General features: G+C 71.9%; 21 protein-coding genes. 19 read left to right on the top strand and 2 right to left on the bottom strand.

Features of this window, described 5'->3' with window-relative positions; genetic code table 11:
• Window positions 1-157 precede the first annotated feature (157 nt).
• From ACOOHE_RS14055 to ACOOHE_RS14015, 9 genes are all read left to right on the top strand, one after another.
• Complete coding sequence (locus tag ACOOHE_RS14055) at window positions 158-1,150, top strand: mechanosensitive ion channel family protein (RefSeq protein ID WP_420454718.1); 993 nt, start codon at window positions 158-160, stop codon at window positions 1,148-1,150.
• A gap of 106 nt (window positions 1,151-1,256) precedes the next feature.
• A complete protein-coding gene (gene nth / locus ACOOHE_RS14050; protein ID WP_420454717.1) occupies window positions 1,257-2,099 on the top strand; it encodes an endonuclease III in 843 nt (280 codons plus the stop codon).
• A 107-nt stretch (window positions 2,100-2,206) separates the two neighbouring features.
• Window positions 2,207-2,728 (top strand): large conductance mechanosensitive channel protein MscL, encoded by a 522-nt coding sequence (mscL, locus tag ACOOHE_RS14045; RefSeq protein ID WP_420454716.1) that lies wholly within the window; start codon window positions 2,207-2,209, stop codon window positions 2,726-2,728.
• A 175-nt stretch (window positions 2,729-2,903) separates the two neighbouring features.
• On the top strand, window positions 2,904-4,433 hold the full coding sequence (gpmI, locus tag ACOOHE_RS14040; protein WP_420454715.1) for a 2,3-bisphosphoglycerate-independent phosphoglycerate mutase: 1,530 nt from the start codon (window positions 2,904-2,906) through the stop codon (window positions 4,431-4,433).
• Window positions 4,434-4,533: 100 nt separating this feature from the next.
• The gene (locus ACOOHE_RS14035) at window positions 4,534-5,028 is read left to right on the top strand and encodes a DUF2231 domain-containing protein (protein WP_420454714.1); all 495 of its coding nucleotides are present in this window, start codon (window positions 4,534-4,536) and stop codon (window positions 5,026-5,028) included.
• A 359-nt stretch (window positions 5,029-5,387) separates the two neighbouring features.
• Window positions 5,388-6,449 (top strand): heat-inducible transcriptional repressor HrcA, encoded by a 1,062-nt coding sequence (hrcA, locus tag ACOOHE_RS14030; RefSeq protein ID WP_420454713.1) that lies wholly within the window; start codon window positions 5,388-5,390, stop codon window positions 6,447-6,449.
• Window positions 6,450-6,589: 140 nt separating this feature from the next.
• On the top strand, window positions 6,590-7,180 hold the full coding sequence (locus ACOOHE_RS14025) for a nucleotide exchange factor GrpE (protein WP_420454712.1): 591 nt from the start codon (window positions 6,590-6,592) through the stop codon (window positions 7,178-7,180).
• Window positions 7,181-7,223: 43 nt separating this feature from the next.
• On the top strand, window positions 7,224-8,399 hold the full coding sequence (gene dnaJ / locus ACOOHE_RS14020; RefSeq protein ID WP_420454711.1) for a molecular chaperone DnaJ: 1,176 nt from the start codon (window positions 7,224-7,226) through the stop codon (window positions 8,397-8,399).
• 162 nt (window positions 8,400-8,561) lie between these two features.
• Window positions 8,562-9,131 carry a flavin reductase family protein gene (locus ACOOHE_RS14015; protein WP_420454710.1) on the top strand — a complete coding sequence of 190 codons (570 nt, stop codon included), beginning with the start codon at window positions 8,562-8,564 and terminating at the stop codon, window positions 9,129-9,131.
• Window positions 9,132-9,338: 207 nt separating this feature from the next.
• Here ACOOHE_RS14015 and ACOOHE_RS14010 read toward each other — a convergent pair whose 3' ends face one another.
• Entirely contained in the window at window positions 9,339-10,112 is a 774-nt protein-coding gene (locus ACOOHE_RS14010) for a TIGR02757 family protein (protein ID WP_420454709.1), read from the bottom strand.
• 141 nt (window positions 10,113-10,253) lie between these two features.
• A complete protein-coding gene (locus ACOOHE_RS14005) occupies window positions 10,254-10,688 on the bottom strand; it encodes a DUF4342 domain-containing protein (protein ID WP_420454708.1) in 435 nt (144 codons plus the stop codon).
• A 364-nt stretch (window positions 10,689-11,052) separates the two neighbouring features.
• On the opposite strand from ACOOHE_RS14005, the gene ACOOHE_RS14000 reads away from it, so the two are divergent.
• The 10 genes from ACOOHE_RS14000 (at window position 11,053) to ACOOHE_RS13955 (ending at window position 26,213) form a co-directional block, all read left to right on the top strand.
• Window positions 11,053-11,472 carry a hypothetical protein gene (locus tag ACOOHE_RS14000; protein ID WP_420454707.1) on the top strand — a complete coding sequence of 140 codons (420 nt, stop codon included), beginning with the start codon at window positions 11,053-11,055 and terminating at the stop codon, window positions 11,470-11,472.
• A gap of 154 nt (window positions 11,473-11,626) precedes the next feature.
• Window positions 11,627-12,052 (top strand): hypothetical protein, encoded by a 426-nt coding sequence (locus ACOOHE_RS13995; RefSeq protein WP_420454706.1) that lies wholly within the window; start codon window positions 11,627-11,629, stop codon window positions 12,050-12,052.
• Window positions 12,053-12,779: 727 nt separating this feature from the next.
• Window positions 12,780-14,132: a type II secretion system F family protein gene (locus ACOOHE_RS13990; protein ID WP_420454705.1), complete on the top strand. Its 1,353-nt coding sequence runs from the start codon at window positions 12,780-12,782 to the stop codon at window positions 14,130-14,132.
• Between the two features lie 105 nt (window positions 14,133-14,237).
• Window positions 14,238-16,187: a GspE/PulE family protein gene (locus ACOOHE_RS13985; protein WP_420454704.1), complete on the top strand. Its 1,950-nt coding sequence runs from the start codon at window positions 14,238-14,240 to the stop codon at window positions 16,185-16,187.
• Window positions 16,188-16,790: 603 nt separating this feature from the next.
• Window positions 16,791-18,548, top strand: coding sequence for a hypothetical protein (locus ACOOHE_RS13980; RefSeq protein ID WP_420454703.1), 1,758 nt, complete (start codon window positions 16,791-16,793; stop codon window positions 18,546-18,548).
• Between the two features lie 40 nt (window positions 18,549-18,588).
• Window positions 18,589-19,287 carry a hypothetical protein gene (locus ACOOHE_RS13975; RefSeq protein WP_420454702.1) on the top strand — a complete coding sequence of 233 codons (699 nt, stop codon included), beginning with the start codon at window positions 18,589-18,591 and terminating at the stop codon, window positions 19,285-19,287.
• A 130-nt stretch (window positions 19,288-19,417) separates the two neighbouring features.
• The gene (locus tag ACOOHE_RS13970; RefSeq protein WP_420454701.1) at window positions 19,418-20,710 is read left to right on the top strand and encodes a hypothetical protein; all 1,293 of its coding nucleotides are present in this window, start codon (window positions 19,418-19,420) and stop codon (window positions 20,708-20,710) included.
• Window positions 20,711-21,234: 524 nt separating this feature from the next.
• A complete protein-coding gene (locus ACOOHE_RS13965; protein ID WP_420454700.1) occupies window positions 21,235-22,671 on the top strand; it encodes a type IV pilus twitching motility protein PilT in 1,437 nt (478 codons plus the stop codon).
• Window positions 22,672-22,713: 42 nt separating this feature from the next.
• Entirely contained in the window at window positions 22,714-25,008 is a 2,295-nt protein-coding gene (locus ACOOHE_RS13960) for a hypothetical protein (RefSeq protein WP_420454699.1), read from the top strand.
• A 140-nt stretch (window positions 25,009-25,148) separates the two neighbouring features.
• Complete coding sequence (locus ACOOHE_RS13955; protein WP_420454698.1) at window positions 25,149-26,213, top strand: hypothetical protein; 1,065 nt, start codon at window positions 25,149-25,151, stop codon at window positions 26,211-26,213.
• Window positions 26,214-26,217: the final 4 nt, after the last annotated feature.

Genomic DNA, 26,217 nt, shown 5'->3' with positions numbered 1-26,217 from the left:
CTGGCGGGTCGTCTCCGGGCCGCCCGACTCGTGACGTTCGAGGAGACGCACGCACCACGGACCCCGCGCCGCGGTCGGCTCCCACCCCGGCCGAGCGCCGACGCCCCCGGTAACGTTCCGGCGGGCGGGTCGTACGCTGCCGCCCCTCCCCGCCCGCATGGCCCAGACCGCCGACACGTCCCGCACCGCCGTGCCCGGCTCCGCCGAGGACTACGGCAACCGCGTCACGGCCGGGCTCGACGAGCTGATCGGGCTGGGGCCAGAGCTGACCAAGGACCTCCTGCTGACGGTCGTCCTCGTGGTCGTGCTGTGGACGGTCCGGCGGCTGGTCCTGGCCGCCGTCCGCCGCCGGACCGGCGACGACGTCCGCCAGCTCTACAAGTGGCGGAAGGGGACGACCTACGCGGCGACCGTCGTCGCCGTGCTGGCGCTCATCCGGATCTGGACCGGCGAGCTGGGCTCGATCGGCACGTTCCTCGGGCTCCTGACGGCCGGCGTGGCGATCGCGCTCAAGGACCCGCTCGTCGACCTCGCCGGGTGGGCGTTCGTCCTGTGGCGCCGCCCGTTCTCGACCGGCGACCGGATCACGATCCAGGACCACACGGGCGACGTGATCGACCAGCGCGTGTTCCAGTTCACGCTCTTGGAGGTCGGCACGATCACCGGGGCCGGCCAGTCGACCGGCCGGATCGTCCACGTCCCCAACGGGTGGGTGTTCTCGCACTCGGTGACGAACCACACGGGCACGTTCGCCTACATCTGGCACGAGGTCCCGGTCGTGGTCACGTTCGAGAGCGACTGGCGGGCGGCCAAGCAGATCCTGCTCGCGGTGGCCGGCGAGTGCGCCGAGCACCTGTCCGAGGACGCCGAGCGGACGTTGCGCCGGGCGGCCCGGGAGTACTTCATCTTCTACTCCAAGCTGACCCCGACCGTCTACACGAGCGTCGTCGGCGAGGGCGTCCAGCTGACGGTCCGCTACCTCGTGGCCCCGCGCCGCGTGCGGGGGAGCGAGCAGGACGTGTGGGAGGCCATCCTCGACCGGTTCGCCGCCCGCGACGACGTCGACCTGGCGTACCCGACGACGCGGCTCTACCGGAACGACCTCGAGGGCAAGCCGGGCGCCGGGGGGCCGGCGACGGATGAGGGGTAGGGCGGCCCGGCAAAAGTTCCACCCAACTCCGCCCACACGACGCCCGGCCCTGCCCACCTTCGACCCCTCGGGACCGTCCCGCCCGTTCACTCGCCCACGTCCCCCCGTGACCCGGAAGGAGAAGGCCGCCATCGTCCTGGACCGCCTGCGCCGAGCGATCCCCGCGCCCGAGACCGAGCTCCGGTACCGGACCGAGTTCGAGCTGTTGGTCGCCGTGATCCTGTCGGCCCAGTGCACCGACAAGCGGGTCAACCTGGTCACGCCGGCCCTGTTCGAGGCGTACCCGGACGCGACGGCGATGGCCGAGGCCGAGGCCGACGAGATCGTCCCGTTCATCCGGTCCGTCTCGTACCCGAACAACAAGGCGAAGGCGCTCGCCGCGACCGCCCGGATGCTCCGCGACGAGCACGGCGGCGAGGTCCCCCGCGAGCACGCGGCGCTGGTGAAGCTGGCCGGCGTCGGGCGGAAGACGGCGAACGTGGTGGTCGCGGTCGCCTTCGGCGAGGCCGCCATCGCCGTCGACACCCACGTGTTCCGCGTGGCCAACCGGGTCGGGCTCGTCCGCGACCAGCCGACGCCGCTGGCGGTCGAGACCGGCCTCCGCCGGGTGATTCCGCGAGACGACTGGGGCGAGGCCCACCACCTCCTGATCTTGCACGGCCGGTACACGTGCCAGGCCCGCGCGCCTCAGTGCGAGCGGTGCCCGCTCACCGATGTGTGCGACTACTTCGCCGCGCTCCAGCGGCTGCCGGACCCGCTCCCCGACCTCGACCCGAAACGGGGCCGCTACTACTCCAAGACCGCCCGCCGCTACTTCGACGAGCCGGCCACCAAGACCGACCGCACGGGGACGGAGCAGATCGCGGACCCCTGGACGGGCTCGATGAACGTGTTCGACGCCCGCACCGGGCGAACGACGAAGAAGGTCAAGGACTACCGGATCGGGTGATGGAGCGGTTTGTGATCGGGTGATTTTTGGGGCAGGCGGGCGGGGTCGGTAGGAGCTTGCGTGCGGGCGTTCCCCAATCGCACGATCACCCGATCTGACCTCACCCGATGTCCCTGCTCTCCGACTTCAAGGCGTTCGCCCTCCGTGGCAACCTTATCGACCTGGCCGTCGGGTTCACCGTCGGCGCCGCGTTCACGACGGTCGCCCAGTCGCTCGTCGACGACCTGCTGATGCCGCCGCTGGGGCTGCTGCTCGGCAAGACCGACTTTTCGGACTACTACCTCCTGCTCCGCGAGGGCACGGCCGCGCCGGCGCCCTACGCGACGAAGGAGGCCGCCGAGGCCGCCGGCGCCGTGACGCTGGACTACGGCGAGTTCCTGACGAACGGGCTCGCGTTCCTGGTCGTGGCCGTCGCCGTGTTCGCCGTCATCCGGCTGGCGACGCGGGCGGGCGAGGCCATCGAGGACGAGTTCGGCGAGCCCGACACGCCCGAGGCGCCGGCCACCAAGAAGTGCGCGTACTGCCGCGAGACGGTCCCGCACAAGGCCAGCCGGTGCTCGCACTGCACGTCGTTCTTGGGCACCGACGGCGGCCCGCTCGCGCCCGACGCCGCGATCACGCCGGGGTGAGCGGAGAGCGGAGAGCGGAGGAGGGGCGGCTGTGATAAAGTTCCAGGCGACTTCGGCGCCCTTGGCTGGCGCAGCAGGCCGCCGGCCGACATCTTCCCGTCCCCCGTCCCCCGTCCCCCGTCCCCCGTCCCCCGTCCCCCGTCCCCCGTCCCCCGTCCCCCGTCCCCCGTCCCCCGTGCCCACCAAACACCTCCTGCTCATCCTCGACGGCTACGGCATCGCCGAGGACCCGTCGGTCTCCGCCATCGACGCGGCCCACGCGCCGTTCCTCGACGCCCTGTTCGCCTCCGCGCCGACGTCGACGCTGGAGGCGTCCGGCCGGGCCGTCGGGCTGCCGACGGGGCAGATGGGCAACTCCGAGGTCGGCCACCTCAACCTGGGCGCCGGGCGCGTGGTGGACCAGGACATCACGCGGATCGACAAGGCCATCGAGGACGGGTCGCTGGCCGAGAACGCCGCGCTCCGAGCCGCCGTTCAGCACGCCCAGGCGACCGACTCGACGCTGCACCTGATGGGGCTCGTGTCCGACGGCGGGGTCCACTCCCACCTCGGCCACGTCGCGGCGCTCCTCGACCTGGCGGCGGCCGAGGGGCTGGCCGGCGACCGCGTCGTGATCCACGTGTTCACCGACGGCCGCGACACCGGGCCGGAGTCGGGCGCCGGCTACGTCCGCCAGCTCCAGGCGGCGGCGGAGGCCACCGGCGCGGGCGTGATCGGGTCGGTGGTCGGGCGCTACTTCGCGATGGACCGCGACCAGCGCTGGGAGCGGACCGAGACGGCGTACCGCCTCTTGACCGAGGGCGTCGGGACGAGCTACGACGACCCCGTCGCGTTCCTCGAGGCCAGCTACGCGGCCGGCGTCACCGACGAGTTCGTCCAGCCCGGCGTGCTCGGCGACGGGGCCGACACCCGCATCGCCGACGGCGACGCGGTCGTGTTCTTCAACTTCCGCTCGGACCGGGGCCGCCAGCTCACGCGCGCCTTCACCGAGCCCGGCTTCGACGGGTTCGAGCGGACCCCGCCGGACGTCCACTACGTCACGATGACCCGGTACCACGCCGCGTTCGGCGTCCCCGTGGCCTTCGACAAGGCCAACCTGGCGGCCACGCTCGGCGAGGTGATCGCCGAGGCGGGGCTCACCCAGCTCCGGGCGGCCGAGACCGAGAAGTACCCCCACGTCACGTTCTTCTTCAACGGCGGGCGCGAGGTCCAGTACCCCGGCGAGTCGCGCGTGTTGGTGCCCAGCCCCAAGGTGCCGACGTACGACCTCCAGCCCGAGATGAGCGCGCCCGAGCTGGCCCGGCGCGTGGCCCGCGCGATCCGCACCGACGCGCCGGACCTGGTCGTGCTCAACTTCGCCAACCCCGACATGGTCGGGCACACGGGCGTGTTCCAAGCGGCCGTCGCCGCGGTCGAGGCCGTCGACACCGCGGCCCGGGTCGTGGTCGAGGCGGCGCGCGAGCAGGGCTACACCGTCGAGGTCCTGGCCGACCATGGCAACGCGGACAAGATGCGGAACCCGGACGGCTCGCCCCACACGGCCCACACGACGGCGCTCGTGCCCCACGCCATCGTCCGCGACGGGTTCGGCGGGCCCGTCCGCCCGGGCGCGCTCGGCGACGTGGCCCCGACGGTCCTGGCGCTGATGGGCGTCCCGCAGCCCCCCGAGATGACGGGCACGCCGCTCGTCGATGTCGCCTCGTGAGGGTGGGGCGCGCGGGGCCACCCGAGAGGGCGTGGGTCTCCGAGAGGGCGCCGTTGCGTGCAACGAAGGCTCGTTCTTCAAGCCTCATCCCCATGCCTCGATGGATCTGATCGCTCAGTACGAGATCCCGTTCCTCCACCCGCTGGTGGTCCACTTTCCCCTCGTGCTGGGGCTGCTCGGCGCGGGCGCGGCCGGGTGCTACCTCGTGCTCGGACGGGCGGTCTGGCGGCAGGCCGGGCTGGTCCTGTTCGTCCTGGGCACGGCCGGCGCGTGGGTAGCTGCCGAGACGGGCCACGACCTCGCGCAGGCCGTCGAGGGCGACCCGATGGTCGAGCAGGTGGTGGACCGGCACGAGGAGGGGGCGGAGTGGACGCTGTGGACGAGCGCGCTCGCCGCGTTCTCGTTCGGGCTCGTGTCGGTGGCCCGCCTCCGGCGCCCGAGGCCCCCGGCCGAGGGCGAGGAGCCGTCGCCCGTCCGCACCCGAGAGCCGCTGTGGGGACGTCTGCTGGTGTTGGTGCCGGCCTGGGCCGCCGCCGCGCTCGTCGCCTGGACCGCCCACCTCGGCGGGCTCATGGTCTGGGGCGTGCCGAGGTAGGGGAGGGCGGCGCGGCCCCTCGCCCGGGTACCCGTAGGGGCGTGCCACGCCCTCTCGGAGCCCCGTGCTAAGTTCTGTGCATCCAGTCAAATCGCTGAACAAAACAACGGTCATCCCCGCGCACGCGGGGATCCATAGGACGCCGCTCGCCGAGACACGGCTGCGTATGGATTCCCGCGTGCGCGGGAGTGACTCCTCTTCTTTCTGTGGTCGGCGAAGAACGTAGCGGCCCGCCCCGACCCTGGGGGGCACCGCGTACCGAGTCCCCCGTCTCTCGGACGTTCTGTGAACCCTTCGGGCAGGCCCCGTCGCGACGGACGGACCGCCCGGGTACATTCGTTGACCGATCTGCCATGGCGTTGCCCGACCCCGACCCGCTCACAACCCGCCAGGAAGACGTGCTCCGGCGCGTCGTCCAGCACTTTATCGACACGGCCGCGCCGGTCGGGTCGAAGGCGCTCGCCGAGGCCGTCGAGCTGTCGAGCGCGTCGGTCCGCGCGACGATGCGGGACCTCGAGGAGGCCGGCTACCTCGGCCACCCCCACACGTCGGCCGGGCGCGTGCCGACCGAGGCCGGCTACCGCGTCTACGTCGACGCGCTGATGGACGTGACGGGGCTGTCGACGCGCGAGGCGGCGCTCCTGCGCGAGAGCGTCCGCCGGCGGCTGGGCGACCAGGAGGCCGTCGCGCGCGAGACGAGCCGGCTGCTCGGCCGCCTCAGCCAGCTGCTCGGCGTCGTCCTCACGCCGCGCCTGTCGACCGGCGTCCTGGAGCGGATCGAGGTCGTCCCGCTCGGGGCCACCCGCGTCCTGTTCGTGCTCGCGCTCCGCGGCGGGGTGGCGCGGACGGTCGCCGCCGAGGTCGACGTCGAGCTCCGGCCCGACGCCATCGACGCCGTCGTGGGCCGGCTCAACGAGCGGCTGGCGGGCCACACCCTGGAGGAGATCCGGCGGACCGGGCGCGAGCGCGTCCGCGACCTGGCCGACGACGACGGGACGGGCATCGTCCGTGTCGTGCTCCGCGACGGGAAGGCGCTGTTCCGCGAGGCCACGCCCGAGCGGCGGGCCGCCATCAGCGGGGCCCAGCACCTGGTCGCCCAGCCCGAGTTCTCGAGCCCCGAGTGGGTCCGCGATGTCGTCGAGCTGGCCGAGAGCGAGGACGTGGTGGTCCACCTCTTGGAGACGCCGCGGCTCGTCGACCCGGCCGACCCCGACCGGGCCGTCGTGCTCATCGGCCGCGAGGTCGAGCGCGGCCGGCCCGGCGCCGACGGCCCCTCGTACTCCGTCGTGACGGCCCCGTACCGCCTGGGCGACGGCGTCGGCGCGGTGGCCGTGCTCGGGCCGACGCGGATGGACTACGGCCGGGCCGTCGGGCTCGTCGAGTACGTCGCGTCGTTGCTCGGCGACAGCCCGCCCGACTGACGCTGGCCGTACGGACACCACGCGTGGTGCCCCTACCGAGGCCGGCGCTCCCCCCGCAACCCCATTTCCCACGCGATTCGTTCGACCGCGGCGCCGGCCCTCCCGACCTTACCGGCTCCGGTCTCCGCTTCTCCTCTACCATGGCCGACTGCCCCGTTTCCCCCTCCGACGCGCACTTCGACGACAGCCCGCCCCTCTCCGGCGAGGAGGCCGTCGCCGAGCCCCTCGTCGAGCCCGACGAGGTCGAGTCCGCCGAGCCCGTCGCCGACGGCACGGACGGCGACGACGGCCCGCGGCTCCAGGACCGCCTGCTCCGGCTCACTGCCGAGTACGACAACTACCGCCGCCGCGCCGTCTCCGACCGCGAGGAGGCCGTCCGCCAGGGCCGCCGCGCCGTGCTCGTCCCCATCCTCGACGTCTACGACGACCTCGCCCGGTCGCTCGACGCCGCCCAGCGGGCGGCCGAGCAGGACGCGGGCTCGGCCTCGTTCGACGCGCTGAGCCAGGGCGTCGAGCTCGTGTTCCAGAAGTTCACCGACGCCCTCCAGAAGGTCGGCGTGACGCCGATCGAGGCGGTCGGGGCGCCGTTCGACGAGGACGAGCACGAGGCGATGATGCAGCAGCCGGCGCCCGAGGGGACCGACTCCGGCACGGTCTTGGCCGAGATCCAGCCCGGCTACCGCCTGGGCGACCGCGTCCTGCGCCACGCCCGCGTCATCGTCGCCGAGTAACCCGCGCCGCCCTCCGCCGTAGCGCCCCCTTTCTGCCGACCCCATGCCTGCCGACACCGCCGAGCGCGATTTCTACGACGTCCTGGGCGTCGCCCGGACGGCCACGGCCGACGAGATCAAGAGGGCCTACCGCAAGCGGGCCCTGGAGTCCCACCCCGACCGGAACCCCAGCGACGCCCAAGCCGAGGCCCGGTTTAAGGAAGCGGCCGAGGCCTACGAGGTGCTCTCGAACGCCGACAAGCGCGCGCGTTACGACCGGTTCGGCCGGGCTGGGCTGGGCGGCGCGGCCGGCGGGCCGGGCGGCCAGACGGGGTTCACCGACATCTCCGACATCTTCTCGGCGTTCTCCGACATCTTCGGCGGCGAGAGCCGGTTCGAGGACGTGTTCGGCCGGCGGCCGGGCCAGCGCCGTGGCCAGGGCCGCCCCGGCACCGACTTGCGCGTCCGCCTGGCGCTGACGCTGGAGGAGATCGCGGAGGGCGTCGAGCGCCAGCTCAAGCTCCGCAAGTACGTCGGCTGCGAGCACTGCGAGGGGACCGGCGCCGAGGACAAGCAGGACGGGTTCTCGACGTGCCCCACGTGCCAGGGCTCCGGCGAGGTCCGCCAGGTCTCGACGTCGTTCTTCGGCCAGTTCGTCAACGTCCAGCCGTGCCCGACGTGCGAGGGCGAGGGGCGGACGATCGACGAGCGGTGCCGCGTCTGCGAGGGCCAGGGCCGTGTCAAAGGCGAGGAGAGCGTGACGGTGGAGGTGCCGGCGGGCGTCTCGAGCGGGCACTACCTCCAGATCCGCGGAGCTGGCAACGCGGGCGTCCGCGGCGGCGCGCCCGGCGCGCTCCGCGTCGAGATCGACGAGCGGTCCCACGAGCACTTCGAGCGCGACGGGCTCGACGTGGTCTACGACCTCACCTTGTCGTTCCCCGACGCCGCGCTCGGGACGGAGGCGACGGTCCCGACGCTGAAGGGCCGGGCCAAGCTCCAGATCGACGCCGGCATCCAGAGCGGGCGCGTCCTGCGGATGCGCGGGCGCGGGTTGCCCGAGGTCGGCGGCGGCCGGCGCGGCGACCAGCTCGTCCGCGTCCACGTCTGGACCCCGGAGCAGGTCTCGGGCCCGCTGCGCGAGGCGCTCGAGCAGCTCCGCTTGGAGCCCGACCTCAAGCCGTCGCCGGGCTCGAACCGGAAGGGGTTCTTCAGCCGCGTCAAGGACGCCTTCACGGGGTAAACCATCGAGTGAGGTCAGATCGGGCGATTGGCGATTGAGGAGGCTGGGCGCGGCGCCGGCGATCGGGTTGGCTACCGCACTCACCTGGGCGGCTCCTCGATCACCCGATCACCCGGTGCCGTCGCTGGGGACCCGCGTCCGCGTTGCCTCGTCCCACGCGGGATGTCCCGACCTGCCGCGCCCACGCCTCCGCCCGCCGACCTCGCGCCCGAGCGGCCCTCCGCCGTCCCCGCCACGGGGCAGGCCCTCCGCCACGCGCTCCGAGACCTCGCCTCGCCCGTCGTCGTGGTCACGACGGAGACGGCGGACGGCCCGCGTGGGGCCACCATCGGGTCGTTCACGAGCGTCTCGCTCGACCCGCCCCTCGTCTCCGTCAACGTCACGCACGGGACCCAGCTCCACACGGCCCTGGCCGCCGCCGCCGAGTGGGCCGTCCACCTCTTGGCCGCCGACCAGGCCGAGGTCGCCGTCCACTTCGCCGTCCCGGACCTCGACGGCGAGGCGCAGCTGGCGCCGTTCGGCCACGTCCGCGGGCCGGGGCCGCCGCTCTTGCGGGGGTCGATGGGCGTCCTGCTGTGCCGGGCCCACGCCCGCTTCGAGGCCGGCGACCACACGGTCTTCGTCGGCGAGGTGACGCACGTGGTCGAGGGCGCCGGGACCGAGCCGCTGCTGTACTACCGCCAGACGTACCGGACGGTGAGCCCATCGGGTGAAGTCAGACCGGGCGACTGACGATTGGGGAGGCCAGCCGCGTCGCCGGCGGTCTGGCCAGGCGCTGGGCCCGCCCGTCGGCTCCCCAATCACCCGACCACAAGTCGCCTAATCATACCAAGTCCGGCTGCTCGATGCCGGTCCGGCGTGGGGCCGAGTGTGGGAGGAGGGGGTATGGGAGGGGACCCTCCCTCCTCCCATACCCCCACACTCCTCCCGGATTTGGTATCACTCGATGTCTCCCCCTCCGTACGCGCCGAGCCCGAACAACGCGAAGTCGTAGCGGGCCGGGTCGTCCGGCGCCAGTTGGCGGCAGACGTCGGTGAGCTCCTGGACCGCCCGCCAGTCGTCGTAACGGCGTTCGAGCAAGCCGAGGCGCCGGGCCTGCGTGCCCGTGTGGACGTCGAGTGGGATCACGAGCTGGTCCGGCCGGACGCCGGTCCACTGGCCGAGGTCGACGGGGCCGGGCCGCGTCATCCAGCGGGCGTACATCGCCAACCGCTTGCACGCGCTCCCGGTGGAGGGCCGCGCCAGGTGCTTCGACCGCATCCCGGCGTCGGGGACGATCGTCAGCAAGGTGTCCGAGAACGTCTGGATCGCCGGGCCGATGTCGCTGCCCTCGTCCAGCCCGCCGGCGAAGAGCGCGCCGAGCGACCCGTGCTCCTCCAGCGCCGCCTGGACCGAGCGCGTCAGGGCGACGGCGTCGGCCGACGAGAACGTCCGGTGCTTGAACCCGTCGAGCCGGTCGGCCCGGGTGAGCGCGAAGTCCCTCACGAACCGGTGCGGCCGGGCGTCCATCCGGTCGACGAGGTCGGCCAGCTTCGACAAGATCACCGACCGGCGGCCCCAGGCCAGAACGGCCGCGAACAGGCCGATGACCTCGCGGTCGGCCGGGTCGTCGAAGGCCCAGACGACGGAGATCGGGTCGTCGTCGATAAACGCCGGCCGCTCGTAGCGGCCGACGAGCGGGTCGAGCAGGGCGCGGGCGTCGGCCGGGTCCATCGGGTGGGTTGCTCGTGGACCGGACCCCCCGCTCCCCTTCAAGGAGGACAGCTTGTCAAGGGGGACAGCTTGTCCGCCCGTTGAGCGGAGCGAGGGGCGGACGAACGGGGGGGCCGCTTGCGGGCCACCGACCCGCAGCCGCTACTCGGCCGACGGCTTGCCGACGGTCTTGCCGGAGGCGTCGTCGGCGTCGCCAGAGGCGGCGGGCGTGTTGGCATTCGCCACGGCCTCGGCCCCCTCCTCGCGCTCGACGACGAGCGTGACGTCGGAGACGAGCGCGGCGAGCGCGCCGACGGCGGCGATGGCCGGGTTCATCAGGACCGCCGCCGCGCCGGCCCCGACGCCGACGGTCAGCGGGATCTCGAAGACGACCCGGTCCTTGTGCTTGATCGCGACGCGCTTGACGTTGGCGTCCTCGATCAGCTCGCGGACCTTGTCGACGGCTTGGTTGGAGGCCACCTTCAGCTCCTCGACGGCCTCGGAGGCGCGGTGGCGCGCGGCGTCGGCCAGGCGCTGGGCCTCGGACTGGAGGGTGGGCTCGGAGGTCGGCTTCGGGTGGGGCGTCGGGTCGGGCATGGGGGCGGGAGGGGAAGTGGGGCGTGCCCACGGCGCGCGGCCCCCGCCGGTTCCGTCCCGACGCGCGGGATGGGGGATTCCTTCCGGTCCGTTTCGATTCGTACTCCGGCGGGTCGAGCGCGCCGACGGCCGAGAACGGCCCCGACGCGCCGGCCAGGGGCGATATCGGCGTGAGACCCCACAGAAATGCGACACGTCGGCGAGGGTGAAGGGGTCGGGCGGCGGCGGCGGCCGAGTCCGGCACGGCCCTGGCACAACAGGGGCTCGAACCCCCGGCGGCCTCGGCCGTCGCCTTCGCCCCGACGCATCCGCAGGGGGCACTCAACCACCCGGGGCGCCCCCGCTCCAAACACCACACCACACCATGGGACAGCAGCAACTCCTCCTCCTCGTCCTCGGCATCGTCATCGTCGGCCTCGCGGTCGTCGTCGGCATCCAGGCGTTCGGCGAGAACCAGAAGAAGGCCAACACCGACGCCGTCGTCAACGACGCCATCCGGATCGCCTCCGACGCCCAGGCCTGGGCCCTCAAGCCGACGGCCTTCGGCGGCGGCAACGGCAACTTCTGCGCCGGCGAGACCACCACCGCCGTCACGCTCACGGACCTCGGGTACAAGGCCGACTACGAGAACGCCAACGGCGAGTACTCGATCGCCGTCACGGACTGCACGTCGATGGAGATCACCGGGACGGGCGACGCCAGCACGGTCACCGTCGCGGTGGCCGGGACCGACTCGGACGACATCACGACGTCGATCGCCGCCATCGAGGCCGACGAGGACTAAGCCCTCCGGCTCGCTCTCGAACACGACCGTCGGGCGGCCCTCCCCTTGCGGGTGGGGCCGCCCGATTTCGTTCCGCGCCTCTCCTGTGACCTCCAGCGCCAGCGTGCTCGCCGTGGCCGACCGCACGCGCTCCCATCCCTGACCCTCACCTCCCATGGGACAGCAGCAGCTCCTCCTCCTCGTCCTCAGCATCGTCATCGTCGGCGTCGCCATCGCGGCGGGCATCACCATGTTCGACACGGCGGCCCGCCAGAACCAGGCCGACGACGTCCTCAACCGGAACGTCCGGATCGCCCAGGAGGCCGTCAACTGGCGGGGCCGGTCGACCATCCACGGTGGCGGCGGCAGCGGGTCCTACGAGCCGCTTTCCGAGGACGCCTTCGAGAAGATGGGCGTCGAGCCCGACGTCTACGCGACCCGGCACGCCGTCCTGAGCGCCACCGGGACGACGGTCGAGATCGTCGGCGTCAGCACGGCGGCCCCCGGCGTCGGGGCGTACGTCCGCGTCGAGGGCAACGAGATCGTCGAGAGCCGGACGGCGCTCGACGGGAGCATCACGCTCACGAGCGCGGGCGACTGACCCCGAGGTCCCGCGACGGGCGGGAACGGCAGGAACGACGGGCGGGTGGCGTCCCCTGCAACCGCCACGTCCATGGCCGATTCCACTGACCGCATCGTGATCCACCCGGCCGTCCGGAGCGGGAAGCCCGTCGTCCGGGCCGTCCTGACGTTCGCCGCCGAGCGGGAGCGGCGCCTGTTCACGGCGGCGTAAAGCTTCTCGGCTCTCGCACGCCCGAGAGGGGCGGCGAGCGGCGTACGTCCTGGTCCTGGCCTCCGACACACCAGCCAATGACGGCGGGGGAGGGGCAGAGTTCAAACGGTCCCCTCAGAGACTGCTTGGCGTAACGGTCCGACAGGACCCTCCCTCTCCGCGCAGGCGGGGAAGGGGGACTCCAGAGCCGTCTCTTCGCCGGACAGGTTCTCAGCGCCCGCGCTGATGGGACGGCAACGCCGCGGACGGTCCCGGGCGCCTCGCGCAGCCCGACTCCCTGAACCTCAACGGTCTCTGAGCCTGCGGAGGCATGTCCTGAGCGAAGCCGAAGGGATCTCAGCACGACGCATCGAGGACGTCGGCATCGCCCTCTGGGGACCCCGAGTCGAGATCCTCCGCTGGTGCTCAGGATGACGAGGCCGGGAGTGCGAAGCGGTGGACTCGGGAGAATGCGCTCGCCCTGATTTGGGGCCGCCGGTCTCATTAAGAGATCCCGAGAGCCCGTCGATACTCCCGGCCCTCCCCCAGCCCCTCCATGCCCGAGTTCCGATTCAACGGGGTCGCCCAAGGCGGGCAGACCGTCCAGGGAACGGTCTACGCGCCGAACAAGAAGGCGGCCCAGAAGAAGGTCACGGCCCTCTCCGAGCGCCACACGTTCACGCTGCGCGACCTCGAGCAGCGGATGATCTTCAAGTACAAGATCAAGCACCCCTCGGGCAAGATCGTCGAGGGCGAGCAGAAGGCGTACGCCGAGGACGAGATCCGGAGCGCGCTCGAGCGGATGGGGATGGAGGTCGTCTCGATCCGGAAGAACCTCCTCAACATCAGCATGAAGCCGCCTACGGGCGACGTGATCATGTTCGTCCGGCTGGCGGCCAACCTGCTGATGGAGAAGATGGCGTTCACCGAGGTCATGAACCTGCTCATGACCGACATCTCGTCGAAGTCGCTGAAGCAGGTGCTCCGCGACATCTCGTCGGACCTGAAGGGGGGGATGGAGGCCAAGCAGGCGTTCATGAAGCACCAGGACGCCCTCGGCAAGTTCACGGCCTACATGCTGGGCGTGGCGAGCCAGTCCGGCAACATGGCCGAGATCTACGAGGCCACGGCCCGCTTCTTGGAGCGCCGCGACGAGTTCAAGAAGAGCGTCAAGAGCGCGCTCATCATGCCGATGGTGACCATCCTGGCCACCGTCGGCGTGTTCATCTGGTACGTCTGGTACATCGTGCCCGAGACGGCCGGGCTGTTCGCGTCGTTCGAGGGGATCGAGCTCCCGCCGCTGACGACGTTCTCGCTGGCGATGAGCGCGTTCCTCGACGAGTGGATGGGCGTGATGGGCGTCCTGTTCGTGCTCGCGACGGCCGGCGCCGTCGCCTGGGCGCGGACGCCGAAGGGCCAGTTCGTCATCTCGAAGTACATGATCCGGATCCCGGTCATCGGGCAGCTCCTGCACAAGCTCAACATCGAGGTGTTCTGCCGCGTGTTCGCCATCCTGTACTCGGGCTCGGGCGAGAACTTGGAGGTGATCAAGGTGGCCGCCGAGGCGTCGGGCAACCGCTACATGGAGCACCAGATCAAGACGATCACGATCCCGGCCATGATGGGGAAGGGGGCCGGGCTCGTCGAGTCGATGGAGGCCTCGGGCGTGTTCACGAGCATGACGCTCTCCCGCTTCAAGACGGGCGCCGAGACGGGCGCCGTCCGGAAGAGCGCCCAGCAGATGGCCGACTACTACGAGCGCGAGACGTCGCTCAAGCTGAAGACGGCCGTCGAGACCATCCAGACGTTCGTGGGCCTGTTCATCGGGCTGATGGTCGGGTTCTTGACCGTTCTGTCGGCCGAGACCGCGCTCATCCGTCCGTCCTCCAGCGACCTCATGGGCATGTAAGCCGAGGGGGGAGTGGGGAGCGAGACGCCATCCGCTCCCACACGCCCCACTCTCAACGCCGCCGGACCCGAGACCGCCCCGCCAGCCCGCCCCTCCCGCCTCCTCATGCCTCCCCTCACCCCTCCCTCGCGGCCCTCGGCCCTGGTCCCCGCCTCCCACGGCGACGGCGCCCGCGTGGCCGGGTCCCCGCCGACGGTCCCCGTGGCCCGGGCCGCGGGGCAGGGCGCCGCCCCGGTGGCCCAGGGCCAGGCGTACTCCCACGTCCAGGACCGCGTGGTGCAGGCGCTGCTCCGGCGCGGGCTGGTGACGGCCGAGCAGGTGACCGAGGCCGAGGCCGCCCGGAAGCTGGGCGGCGGCCGGGACCCGCTGTGGCGGAGCCTGGTCGGCGTCGGCGGCGTCGACCGGAACCACGTGTTCGAGCAGGCCGCGGCGACGTACGCCTTCCGGCTGGCCCCGGTCAAGGACCGCGAGCCCGAGGCCGAGTTCGCCAAGACCGTCATCGAGTCGTTCGAGGAGGCGCTCGGCAACCGGCTCATCGAGCTCAAGGCGGTCCCCTACGCCTACGCCCAGGACCAGCCCTCGGGCATCCTCAAGCTCGTCTTCATCACCGAAGACCCGATGCGGCCCGAGCTGCAGAAGGTCATCAACGCGCTCGACTTGGAGCGGTACGAGCTGTGCTACGCGCCCGGCGACGCCGTCGAGCGGGTCGTCGCGGAGGCGTTCCCGCGCAAGAACGAGTACCTCGAGCGGCTGGCCGAGACCGACTCGCCCGACGTCGACTTCGGCGTCTCGTTCGAGAGCGGGGAGCGGGGGTTGGTGGACGAGGACGCGCTCGAGGCCGAGATCTCGCAGTCGGCGCTGCTCAACCTGACCGAGGCCATCCTGGTCGAGGGCGTCCGGCTGGGCGCGAGCGACATCCACATCTGGCCCAACGCCCAGCGCCAGACCGAGGTCCACTTCCGCGTCGACGGCCGGCTGGCCCACTGGCACACCGAGGCGCGGGGCCACCCGGAGGCGCTGCTGGCCGTGTTCAAGGACACCGCGCTCAACGTGGACCGGTTCGAGCGGGACATGGCCCAGGACGGGTTTATCCAGCGCAAGATCGACGGGACGCTCATCCGCTACCGCGTGAGCATCCTGCCGATTGCGAACGCGAACCCCGAGGTCCGCGCCGAGTCCGTCGTCATCCGGATCCTCGACGACCGGAAGGTGATCACGGACCTGTCGAAGCTGGGCCTGTTGGAGGGCGCGCTCGCCCAGTTCAACAAGGCCATCGCCCGGCCGCACGGGATGGTGATCCTGACCGGCCCGACGGGCTCGGGCAAGAGCACGACGCTCGTCGCCGCGCTCTCGAACGTGGTCACGCCCGAGGTCAACGTGCTGACGGTCGAGGACCCGGTCGAGTACATCATCCCGGGCGTCCGCCAGATCAAGCTGTCGCACAAGCTCTCGCTCGAGCAGGCGCTCCGGGCCATCCTGCGCCACGACCCCGACATCGTGATGGTCGGCGAGATGCGCGACAAGGACACGGCCGAGCTCGCGATCAAGCTGGCCAACACGGGCCACCTCACCTTCAGCACGCTCCACACGAACGACGCGCCCTCGGCGGTGAGCCGGCTCTACAAGATGGGGCTGGAGCCGTTCTTGATCGCCTACGCCATCAACCTGGTCGTGGCCCAGCGCCTCATCCGGACGCTGTGCCCGGACTGCAAGAAGCCCCAGGCCGAGTACGACGAGCTGCTGATGGGCGAGCTCGGGTTCGCGCCCGAGGAGCTCGCCGACGCCACGATCTACCAGGCGTCGAGCGGGACGTCCTGCCCGACGTGCAAGGGGAAGGGCTACAAGGGCCGCCGCGCGTGCGCCGAGGCCCTGTACTTCTCGCCGGCCATCCAGGCGGCCATCGTCGGGGCCGGCGGCGAGATCAACGAGGAGCAGATCCGCCGAATCGGCGAGAGCGAGGGGATGCTGACGCTGTCGGCCTCGGCCCGGGTGCTCGTCCTGCGTGGCGAGGTGTCGGTCGAGGAGATGCTCCGCGTGACGGCCGGCGAGCACTAACCATGACACGTTGCTCATGGGCCGCATCCCCCGTCCGTCCGCCCCTCGCGGAGCCTGTCCCGAGCGCAGTCGAAGGGCTCAGCAGGCGGACGGACGGTCCCCCTTCAGGGGGAGGGCTGCTACGTTCTCTTCCGACCACTCAAATAACACGAGGCATTCCCGCGCACGCGGGACCGCGAAGCGTCGGCGCAGCCAATCCATGCGGCGCTCCGCCCACGAGCAGGACCGTATGGGTCCCCGCCTGCGCGGGGATGACTATTGGTTTTACGGAGTCGATTGCGAGAGGCGAGCAGAACTCAGCAGCCCCGCCCTTCGAGGGGGACCGTTCCTGCGGCACGGAGCGGAGCGATGGCCGCGGGAGCGGGGGGTCTGCTTACGAGCCACCTGGCATCGCCCTAGGGGCCCGACCCGGGAGCGGAGCCGCCCACCCCGCTTGCGGGGACTGGAAGGGAGGCGGGGGGTCTGTGGCCCGTGCCACCGGGCCTGCCGGCGCGGATGGGCGAGGAGGATGGAACGGGTGGGCCCCAATCGGGGGCGAGCGTTTCGGAATGGGAGGGGACCGTCGATATCCCTGTGGACTCCCCGCCGGCTCACGCCACGCCCATGCCCCAGACGCTCCTCGCGCTGCTCGCCGTCTTCTCGGCCGGCATCTTGACGCTCTCCCAGGTCGAGAACCAGCACCACACGGTCGAGTCGGTGGTCCGGGACCAGTTCGAGCTCGAAGTCAGCGGGACGCTCCTCCACACCATGGAGTTCGTCGACGCCCGGTCGTTCGACGCCGCGACGACGCCGGCCCGGCTCCGCCAGCGCTACGTCCTCCCGGAGACGATGCCGGAGGCCGAGCGGGACACGATCTCGTTCGACGACCTCATCGACATCCAGCCGAGCGACTTCTCGCCCATCGCGTCGTTCGGGGGCGCCCCGTGCAACGTCCAGACCCCGTCGACGACGGCCTGCAACGACGTCGACGACATCAGCGGGAACGACTGGCAGACCGTCGACCTCAAGACGCCCGACGGCGCGTCGCTCCCGGTCGAGGTCCGGGTCAACGTGACCTACGTCGAGTCGGCCGAGAGCGACGTGCCGGTCAGCTACCAGACGTTCCACAAGCGCGTCGAGGTCTTTGCCCGGACGAACGTGCTCCGGCGGCGGGACGGGGGCACCCGGCCGATCGAGGTCGCGCTCGCGCGCGTCCTCAGCTTCGACCCGAAGATCGCGGCCGAGTACCTCCGGCGCTCGATCCGGGTCCAGGGCGAGGGCGGCTCCGAGTGCGAGGCCGACGTCGACCAGTGGCAGGCGACGATGGACGCGCTCCAGGCGGCCCTCAGCCAGGCGCAGGCGACCCGGGACGGGGTCTCGAACGAGCTGGCGAGCGCCCAGGACGCCCTGTCCCAGGCCCAGAGCGCGCAGGCCTCGGCCGACGACGCCGCGGCCTCCGCACAGTCGGCGCTCCAGTCGGCCCGGACCACACGCGACGCGGCGGCCTCGGACCTCTCGACGGCCCAGTCGGGCCTCTCGACGGCCCAAAACGGCCGGACGGCCGCGGCCGACGCCAAGGCGTCCGCCCAGCAGCGGGTCGGCCAGGCCGAGACGGGGATCGACGCGGCCCAGGCCGCCGTCGTCGCGGCCGACGAGGCCCTCGAAGACGCCCAGGACGCCCGGGCCGACGCGGACGCGGACGTGGCCGAGGCGGAGGAGACGCGCGACGAGGCCTACGGCGTCGCCGTCGAGGCCTACGGCGTCCAAGACCGGGCCTACAACGACGCGGTCGACGCCTTCGAGGAGGCGACCTACGTCGACAACCGAGGCCGGCGGCAGTGGCGGTCGCCCAAGTCTCAGTGGCAGGCGTACTACAACCAGAAGTACAACGCCTACGTCGCGGCCTTCAACGACTTCGACACCAAGCGCGACGTCTACTACGACGCGTACTACGACGCCCAGGCCGCCCAGGAGGCCGCCGAGGAGGCGGCCCAGGAGGTCGCCGACGCCGAGGCCGCCGTCGCCGCCGCCGCCGACGCCGTCTCGGCCGCCAACGCCGAGCTGACGAACGCCCGGGCCGCCGTCGACGACGCGCAGGACGCGCTCGACGACGCCGAGGCCGCCGTGGCCGCGGCCGAGACCGACGTCGCCGCCGCCGAGTCGGGCCTCGCCGACGCCCAGGCCACCTACGACGACGCCAGCGCCGCCGCCGAGAGCGCCGCCCAAGCCGCCGCCCAGGCCGCCAGCGCCACGGCCGCCGCCCAGGCCGAGGTCGACGCGACGGCCGACGAGTGGCAAGACGCCGACGACGACGTGACCGACGCCCAGCGCGACGTCGACGACCACCAGTCGGTCTACCCCCAGTGCGAGGCCTCCGCCTAAGGCCCCCCGCTCTCCTCCGCCCCTCGCACCGACGCCCCCCATGCAGTTCATCTTCGACCACCTCGTCGCCACGATGGTCGCCGCGACGCTCGGCCTGACGCTGGTCACCCAGCAGACCCACAACCGCCAGGCCGCCCTCGAGCGCCAGGCCGTTTACCACGCCAAGGGCCAGGCGCTCGCCTTCGGCGAGTGGCTCGAGGACGACATCGTCAAGCTCGGGGCCCGGTTCGGCCGCGAGCGGGCCCGGTTCCTCGCCGAGACCGAGACCATCGACGGCGACCCGTACACGCGGAGCTTCGAGTTCTACTACCACGACGAGGTCATCGCCGACTCGATCGTCAAGCGCGTCGAGGTCCGGTACGCGCTGGACGAAGACGACGACCTCCGCGTCGTGGCCGAGAAGGGGGCGACCCCGGACCAGGACGTCGTGCTCCAGACCTACACCCTGACGCGGTCCGCGCGGACGGGCCAGTACAACACGAAGGCCCGCGCGTGGCTGGGGACCCAGCCCGCGTGGACGGAGACCGCCGAGTACGGGGTGCCCCGGGGGCTCCGCTACTTCGCCATCACGCCCAAGGACAGCTTCGACCGGCCCGTCCCCGACGAGCGGTCCGAGGACGCCGACTACGTCCGGATCGAGTTCGTCGTGGTCCCGACGCTGTTCCCGCTCCACCGGGCGCGGCTGATCCCGAAGGCCGGCCTCCACTGGGCGACCACCATCGAGGTCCGCCCCTTCTGACCCCGCCCCGCCGTCCGTCCCCGACCGTCCGATTTCCACTCGCCGGCCCCGCCGGCTCCAGACTACCAAACCCATGGGTAAAGCCGCCCTCCTCTTCGTCCTCGCGTCCAGCCTCGCTGGCGCGACGCTCATGCTCAGCTCGCAAGAGACCGACGCCCGCGCGGCGGCCGAGCAGGGCAAGTACCAGGCGGACGTGATCGCCCGCGAGATCGCCCGGACCGCCTTCAACACGGCCTCCGCCGACATCCACCGCCACGGGACCGACATCGACCGGGCCATCGCCCAGTTCGGCGCGCGCGTCGTGAGCGCCGGCCTCCCCGCCGACCAGCAGTGCGCCAACGGCAAGGCCGTCTGCTCGCGCCGGACCGGCGAGATGCTCGGCGGGACCTACGTCGCCGAGGCCAGCGCCGACGGCGGCAACGGCGTCGACATCTACGCCATCGGCACGTTCTCGTACACGCAGGGGGAGAGGGAGGTCTCGAAGTCCCACAGGATCAACGAGTCCCAGACGGTCAGCGTGCTCCGCGTCAGCCGCGGCGGGTTCCTCCGCATCCAGTTCGTCGACTCCCAGGCCGGCTACTGCTCGGCCATCTTCCTCCAGCGGACGCTGCCGGGCGTCGACCCGGAGGACCAGCCGCTGCCCGAGATGGTCTACGCGCCGGGCAAGAACCGGAACGGCACCCGGAACGTCGGCGCCGAGGTCTACCTCGCCCCGGGGACCCAGATGAACTTCGCCATCGGCGTCGACAGCAACTCGAACTGCCACAAGGACGGGGTCGGCCGGCCGTCTCGGCTCCCCGCCCTCCGGATGTTCAACACGGTCAAGCTCGCCAACACGAAGGACCCCCGCGGGGAGGGCCACCCCGACTACGACCCGTTCTACGGCCAGAAGCTGGTCGCGGCCGAGATGGCTGGGTACGACTACCGCTCGAGCGACTGGGCCTGGACGCACTGGGCCCTCGACGGCTCGACGGTGGCCTTCGCCGACCCCCGCGAGGGCCCGTGGGCCATGGTCGAGTCGGACCCGAGCAACGACCAGCGCTGGCGGATCGCGTTCGAGGACATCAACGACTGGAACCTGGCGTCGACCCACGCCAGCTACCACAACCCGAACGAGAGCCTGTGGGCGACCAAGGAGTTCGGCTACGACTGGAACGGCACGTTCAGCACGCCCGGGACCGACGGCGTCGGCAACGGCTGGACGGACGTGGTCCGGGTCGCGCTCGAGCCGAAGAACGAGTGCAACCCGCTCAGTGGCTACACCGTCCGCGAGTACTCGAACCAGAGCGACGGCTTCCACGACCTCCGCAACACCGGCCGCCCGGCCGACTTCAGCGACCAGGTGATCATGGTCGAGATCGTCCCGGCAGACGACGACGGGAACCCGGTCTACGACATCCCGGCGAGCTGCCCGTCGGTGTAGGCCTTCGAGGAGCAGTCTGACGACGGAACGCAAAGAGGAGCTCTTCCCTTCGACAGCAGGGACTCTGCGTTCTGCAGGCAGCCTCCGAATAGCAGCTGTCATTCCCGCGAACGCGGGAATCCATACGGACCTCGGTCTTTGACGAGCGTCTTCCTATGGATCCCCGCGTGCGCGGGGATGACGGCGTGAGAAAGGGGAGTCGGATGGTCGATGCCCTCCCCTGTCGGGCGGACAGGGGGAGGCAGAGGAGGGCTCCGTAGAAGGGCCCGGCCTCCCCAACCCGTTCTCGAATCGAAGCGCCTCCGGGGGCGGTCGGGACGCCGGCTGCCCCCGGTCCGGTGAGGGGCGGTCTCGTTGAGAGACGCCGGCGGTCGGAATGGGGTGGGGGAGCGGAGCGCTGGAGTTACCAATCGTGCCGCCGATGGGTCGAAACCGGGTCGGGACGGGGGCGGGACGATACCGCGCGGGCCGGATCTGCCTGTGGCCCGGCCCTTGCCGCTCCTCTCTGGACGCCCCCGACCCCCGTGAGTCCGACGCCCCCCTTCCCGCACGTCTCCGCCACGCCGGCCCCGCCGAGCACCCTGCCGACGTGGTCGACCCCGAGCGACCCGCCGGCCCCGCCGCTGGCCGCCCCGGCGCCGACCATGGCGCCGCCGGCCGCCCGCCCGGCCGTGCCGCCGCCGCCGCCGGTCGGCGCGGAGCCCGAGGCGCCGGGGTTCTCGGAGGTCGACAGCGACGGGTTCCAGCGGATCCCCCGGTTCGTCCGGAAGCTGGCCCGGAGCGCGCCGAAGCTGTTGGTGGGCGAGGACCGGCTGAAGTTCTACGCCGAGCAGATCGCCCGGCTCTCGGTCGAGCAGCGCGAGGAGCTCCGGGGGTTCGTCGAGCAGTACGTGGCCCGGATGCACCCGATGGGCGCGAGCGACCTCGACATGGGCGGCCCGGCCACGATGGGGAGGGTGTGGTACCGCGTCGACGGCGACAAGACGCCCCGGTTCGAGCTCGGCGTGGCCTCGAACGACGAGGTCGACATCCTCATCCTGAACCTGCTCTCCGAGCGCCAGCTCGACGACCTCTGGGAGGTCCAGTCGGCCGACTTCTCGTACCAGCTCGACGGCGACAACGGGGCCCGCAAGCGGTTCCGCTGCACGACGTACTACGACAACCAGAACCTCGGCGTGTGTCTGCGCGCGATCAACGAGGAGGTCCGGGCGCTCGACGGGCTCGGGTTCCACCCGGTGATCCAGAAGGGCGTCCTGTTCTCGAACGTCCGCTCGGGCCTGGCGCTCGTGACCGGCGTCACGGGCTCGGGCAAGTCGACGACGCTCGACGCCATCATCGACGCGAACAACCAGGACTTCGACGGGCACATCGTCATCATCGCCAAGCCGCTCGAGTACGTCCACACGCCCCAGCGGTGCATCATCCGCCACCGCGAGGTGGGCCCGGACGTCCCGTCGTTCAAGGTCGGCGTGAGCCAGGCGCTCCGCCAGGACCCCGACATCATCATGATCGGGGAGATGCGGGACCCCGAGACGATCGACGCGGCCATCGAGGCGGCCGACACCGGCCACAAGGTGTTCTCGACGTTGCACACGGCGAGCGCCGTCGAGTCCATCGACCGGATCGTGGCCGAGTACCCGCCCTTCGAGCAGGAGCGCGTCCGGACCCGGCTCGCCGACGTCCTCAACTGTGTCGTCTCGCAGAAGCTGCCGCCCAAGATCGGCGGGGGCCGCGTGCTCTGCAAGGAGGTCCTGTGGGTGACGGCCTCCGTCCGCGCGGCCATCCACAACGGCAACACGAACGAGATCTACCAGATGATGTGGGAGGGCGGGCGCCAGGGGATGATCACCCTGGAGCAGGACCTCTTCCGGCTGGCCCGCGAGCGCAAGATCACGCCCGACATCGGCCTCCAGTACTCGAACAACAAGCGCCGCTTCCAGCAGCTGATGCAGACGGCCTAGCGCCGCGCCCGCACGGCCCCGACCCGGACCGACCCCGCCCCCATGAGCGACAACTTCATCTTCCCCGACGACCCCGACGGGTTCGCGTTCCAGGACTCGGCCGGCGGCGACGCCCCGGACGACGCCTCGCACGACGCCTCGCCCAGCGGCACGTTCTCGGACGACTCCTTCTCCGCCGACGGCTTCGCGGGCGGGTTCGTCGACGACGACTTCACAGGCGGCTTCGTCGGCGGGTTCGAGGACCCCGCGCCGGTCGAGCCCCCGTTCGGCGAGACGCCGCCGGGCGACGACGAGGCCCCGGCCCTGCCGGCGTTCGGCTCGATCGACGACGGCGTGTTCATCGGCGGGGGCGCGTTCGAGGCCCCCCCGCTCGACCTCTCCGACGTCGTCGGCGACGTCCCCGTCGGCGACGGCTCGGACGGGGGGGGCGTGGCCGTCTCGTTCTCGGAGGCCGAGGCGCCCGTGTCGGAGGCGCCCGTCGGGCGCGACCGGGCCAAGAAGGCGCCGAAGCGGGCCCGGTCCAAGGACGGCCTGATCCTGGGCATCCACGTCACGCCGAAGCACGTCTACGGCGTCCTGGTCCGGCCCTCGCCCGACGGCTACGAGCCGCTCCGCCAGTTCGTTCGGAACCGGGCCGAGAGCCAGTACGGCCAGACGGCCCTGAGCCCCGACGACGTCGAGCTCGAAGAGGCCACGCTGGCCGTCGGCGCCGACGACCCGTCGGTCCAGTTCGGGGGGTCCGGCGAGATCGACTTCTCGGCCGAGTTCGCTGGGATGGGCGTCGTGACCGACGCCGCGTTCGACGCGACGGCCATCGGCGGCGACGTCGACGCCCAGGCCCAGCCGATCATCTTCGAGCTCCGCGACATCCTGGAGGAGTGCGCCCAGTCCGGGTTCGCCCGGCCCGCGCTCGCCTTCGTCGTCGACGAGCCCGACGTGGCGTACGCCGAGATCTCCGTCCCGCCGGAGAAGAAGGACAAGAAGGCGAAGCGGACGAAGAAGGGGAAGGAAGGCCCGCCCCCCGCCTCCGACGGGCTCAAGGGGACGGCGTCGACGCCGGTCAAGCGCGACCGGCTGGTCGAGCTGCTCCCCGACTTCGGCGTGTCGGTCGACACGTCGCGCGTCGCGTTCGTCCCGATGTCGCCGCGCGACGGGCTCCGGCGCTACCTCGCCGTGGCCCCGACGCCGAGCGAGCCGGTCTCCGAGTCGATCGGGATGCTGCGCGAGCAGGCGGCCCACCGGAAGACCGTCGTCAAGACGCTGGAGGCCGAGGTCCCGCTCCTGATTGGGCTGGTCCGGCTGACGCTGGCGCCGGAGCCGCACGAGAACACGGCCGTGGTCCGGGTCGGGGCCGAGGACACGGTGGTCCTGCTGCTGGCGGGCAACGAACTCCACCACTACGAGATGATGCAGTCGGTCACGGCCTTCGACGGTCCGGACACGATCTGCAGCCGCGTGCTGCTCCAGCAGGACGTCCAGGGCGTGGGCACGGTCCACAGCGTGGTCGTGGTGTCGGAGGAGCGCGAGAAGGAGCTCGTCCAGGGCTTCGCCGCGTTCTACCCCGAGGCCCGCGTCGAGACGCTGCGCGAGGGGCTGGCGCGGCAGGGCCTGGTCGGCCCGTACGGGCCGCTCGCCCCGATGCTCGTCGGCGCGGCCGGCGCGGCCGTCGCCGGCCACCGGCTCCGCCAGAAGGACGGGCCGTTCGAGCACGCGAACCTGCTGCCGGCGGCGCTCCTGAAGCGGAAGCGGTCGCTCGACCTCTCGTTCGGGTGGCACACCTTGGTCGTGGCCATGTTGCTGTTCCTGAGCGTCCTCTACTTCAGCTACCTCTACGTGTCGCAGGAGGGCGAGATCGCCCAGGCCGAGCAGACGCTGGCCGAGTTCCCGCCCGAGGCCCTGCTCTCGGCGCCCCAGCTCCAGACCCGGATCGACAGCTTGCGGATGCGGCAGGCCACGCTCGCGGCGGCGCTGGGCGCGCTCGACTCGCTCCTGATCGACACCGACCGCTGGACGCAGACCCTGCTCCGGACGACCCGGGCCGCCTCCCAGACCGGCGGCATCTGGATCGAGCAGTGGACCCCGAGCGGGGCCGACGTCGAGCTCGAAGGGTTTGCGACGACACGCGCGAACGTGGTCGGCCTGGGCCAGCGGCTGTCGGCGACCATCGAGGAGGTCACGTTCGAGCAGGTCCGCGAGTACCCGGTCTACAAGTACCGGCTCCGGTTTACCCAGCCGCCCGAGCTCCCCCAGGTCACGCGCGTCCTGCGCGAGCAGGCCGGCGACGTGGCCCCGGACGCCCCGCCGGCCCCGCTCGACGGGATGGACGGCGCTCCCTAGGCCGTGACTGCCCAGCAGAGAGGTGCGTGATACGCAATGCGTGACTCCCTCGCGCTGCCATCACGCCCACGCACGGTTCACGCACCACGCATCCGAGCGGACTTAGAACCGCAACCGACTTCTACGCCCGTCCCGACCCCATGTCCAACGACGTCCTCAACACCCTCATCCTCTCCGTCTTCCTGGCCGCGGCCGGGGGCGGGGGGTACTACGTGACCCAGCAGCAGCAGCCGGCCGAGCTCGACCGGGTCGAGTCCGAGATCGAGGCGATCAAGAGCCGCGAGGTCGAGGTCGAGACGCTCATCGCCCAGGAGGCGACGGCGAGCGAGGAGGCCGCGGCGACGCTGGCCCGCTGGAACACCCGCTACAAGGTGCTCCCGTCCCAGCTCTCGTCGGCCGACGTGGTGGCCTACCTCAACGCGCTCTCGGGCCGGGGCTTCCACCGGTTCGACCTCTCGCTGACGGGCGTGACGCCGGGCCAGGCCGCGTCGTACTACACGTACCAGGTCACGGGCGAGGCCTACTTCGAGAGCCTGTACGCCTTCCTGTGGCACATCGAGAACAGCCGGGGGCTCTACCGCATCCGCGACCTCTCGGTCAAGAAGCACGTGACGACGGTCGGCGGCGGCGGCGAGGGCGGCGCGCCGGGCCGCCAGGTGATCCTGGCCGAGTTCGCGTTCGCCGTCGACGCCTTCTACAGCACCAACCGCGACATCTCGGCGCCCGACAGCGCCGTCGTCCCGCCGCCGGAGGCGTTCCCGGCGCGCCGCGCCGCGCTCAACCCGTTCTTCCCGTTCATCCTGGAGACGCTGCCGGCCAACGTCGACGACCTGGTCGAGCCCGAGACCGACCCGCTCGTGAGCGTGATCGGCGGGACGGCCGTGTTCGACCGGGGCGGCGAGCTCCGCCAGCTCCGGGCCGGCGACCGCGTCTACCTCGGCCGGATCTCGAACGTCGACCCGAGCACGGCCCGCGTCGTGGTCGACTACAACCGGGGCGGGATCCGCGAGCGCGTCGAGCTCGACCTCGAGACGGGCGAGCGGTACCGCCAGGCGCTCGGGCGCCAGACGCTCGCGCCGTCGCGGGGCTCGGTCCCGGCCGGCCCCACGCTCACCGCGGCCCCGCCCGCCCCCGGCACGCCGGAGGCCCTCGAAGCCGGGACCTACCAGGGCGTCGAGATCACGCCCCGGACGCCCCAGAACTGACCTG

Origin of the sequence: Rubrivirga sp., from assembly GCF_965213695.1 — a bacterium.
Lineage (GTDB): Bacteria > Bacteroidota > Rhodothermia > Rhodothermales > Rubricoccaceae > Rubrivirga.
Note: the sequence above shows the minus strand (reverse complement) of the source record. Positions and strands in the feature narration are given on the sequence as shown.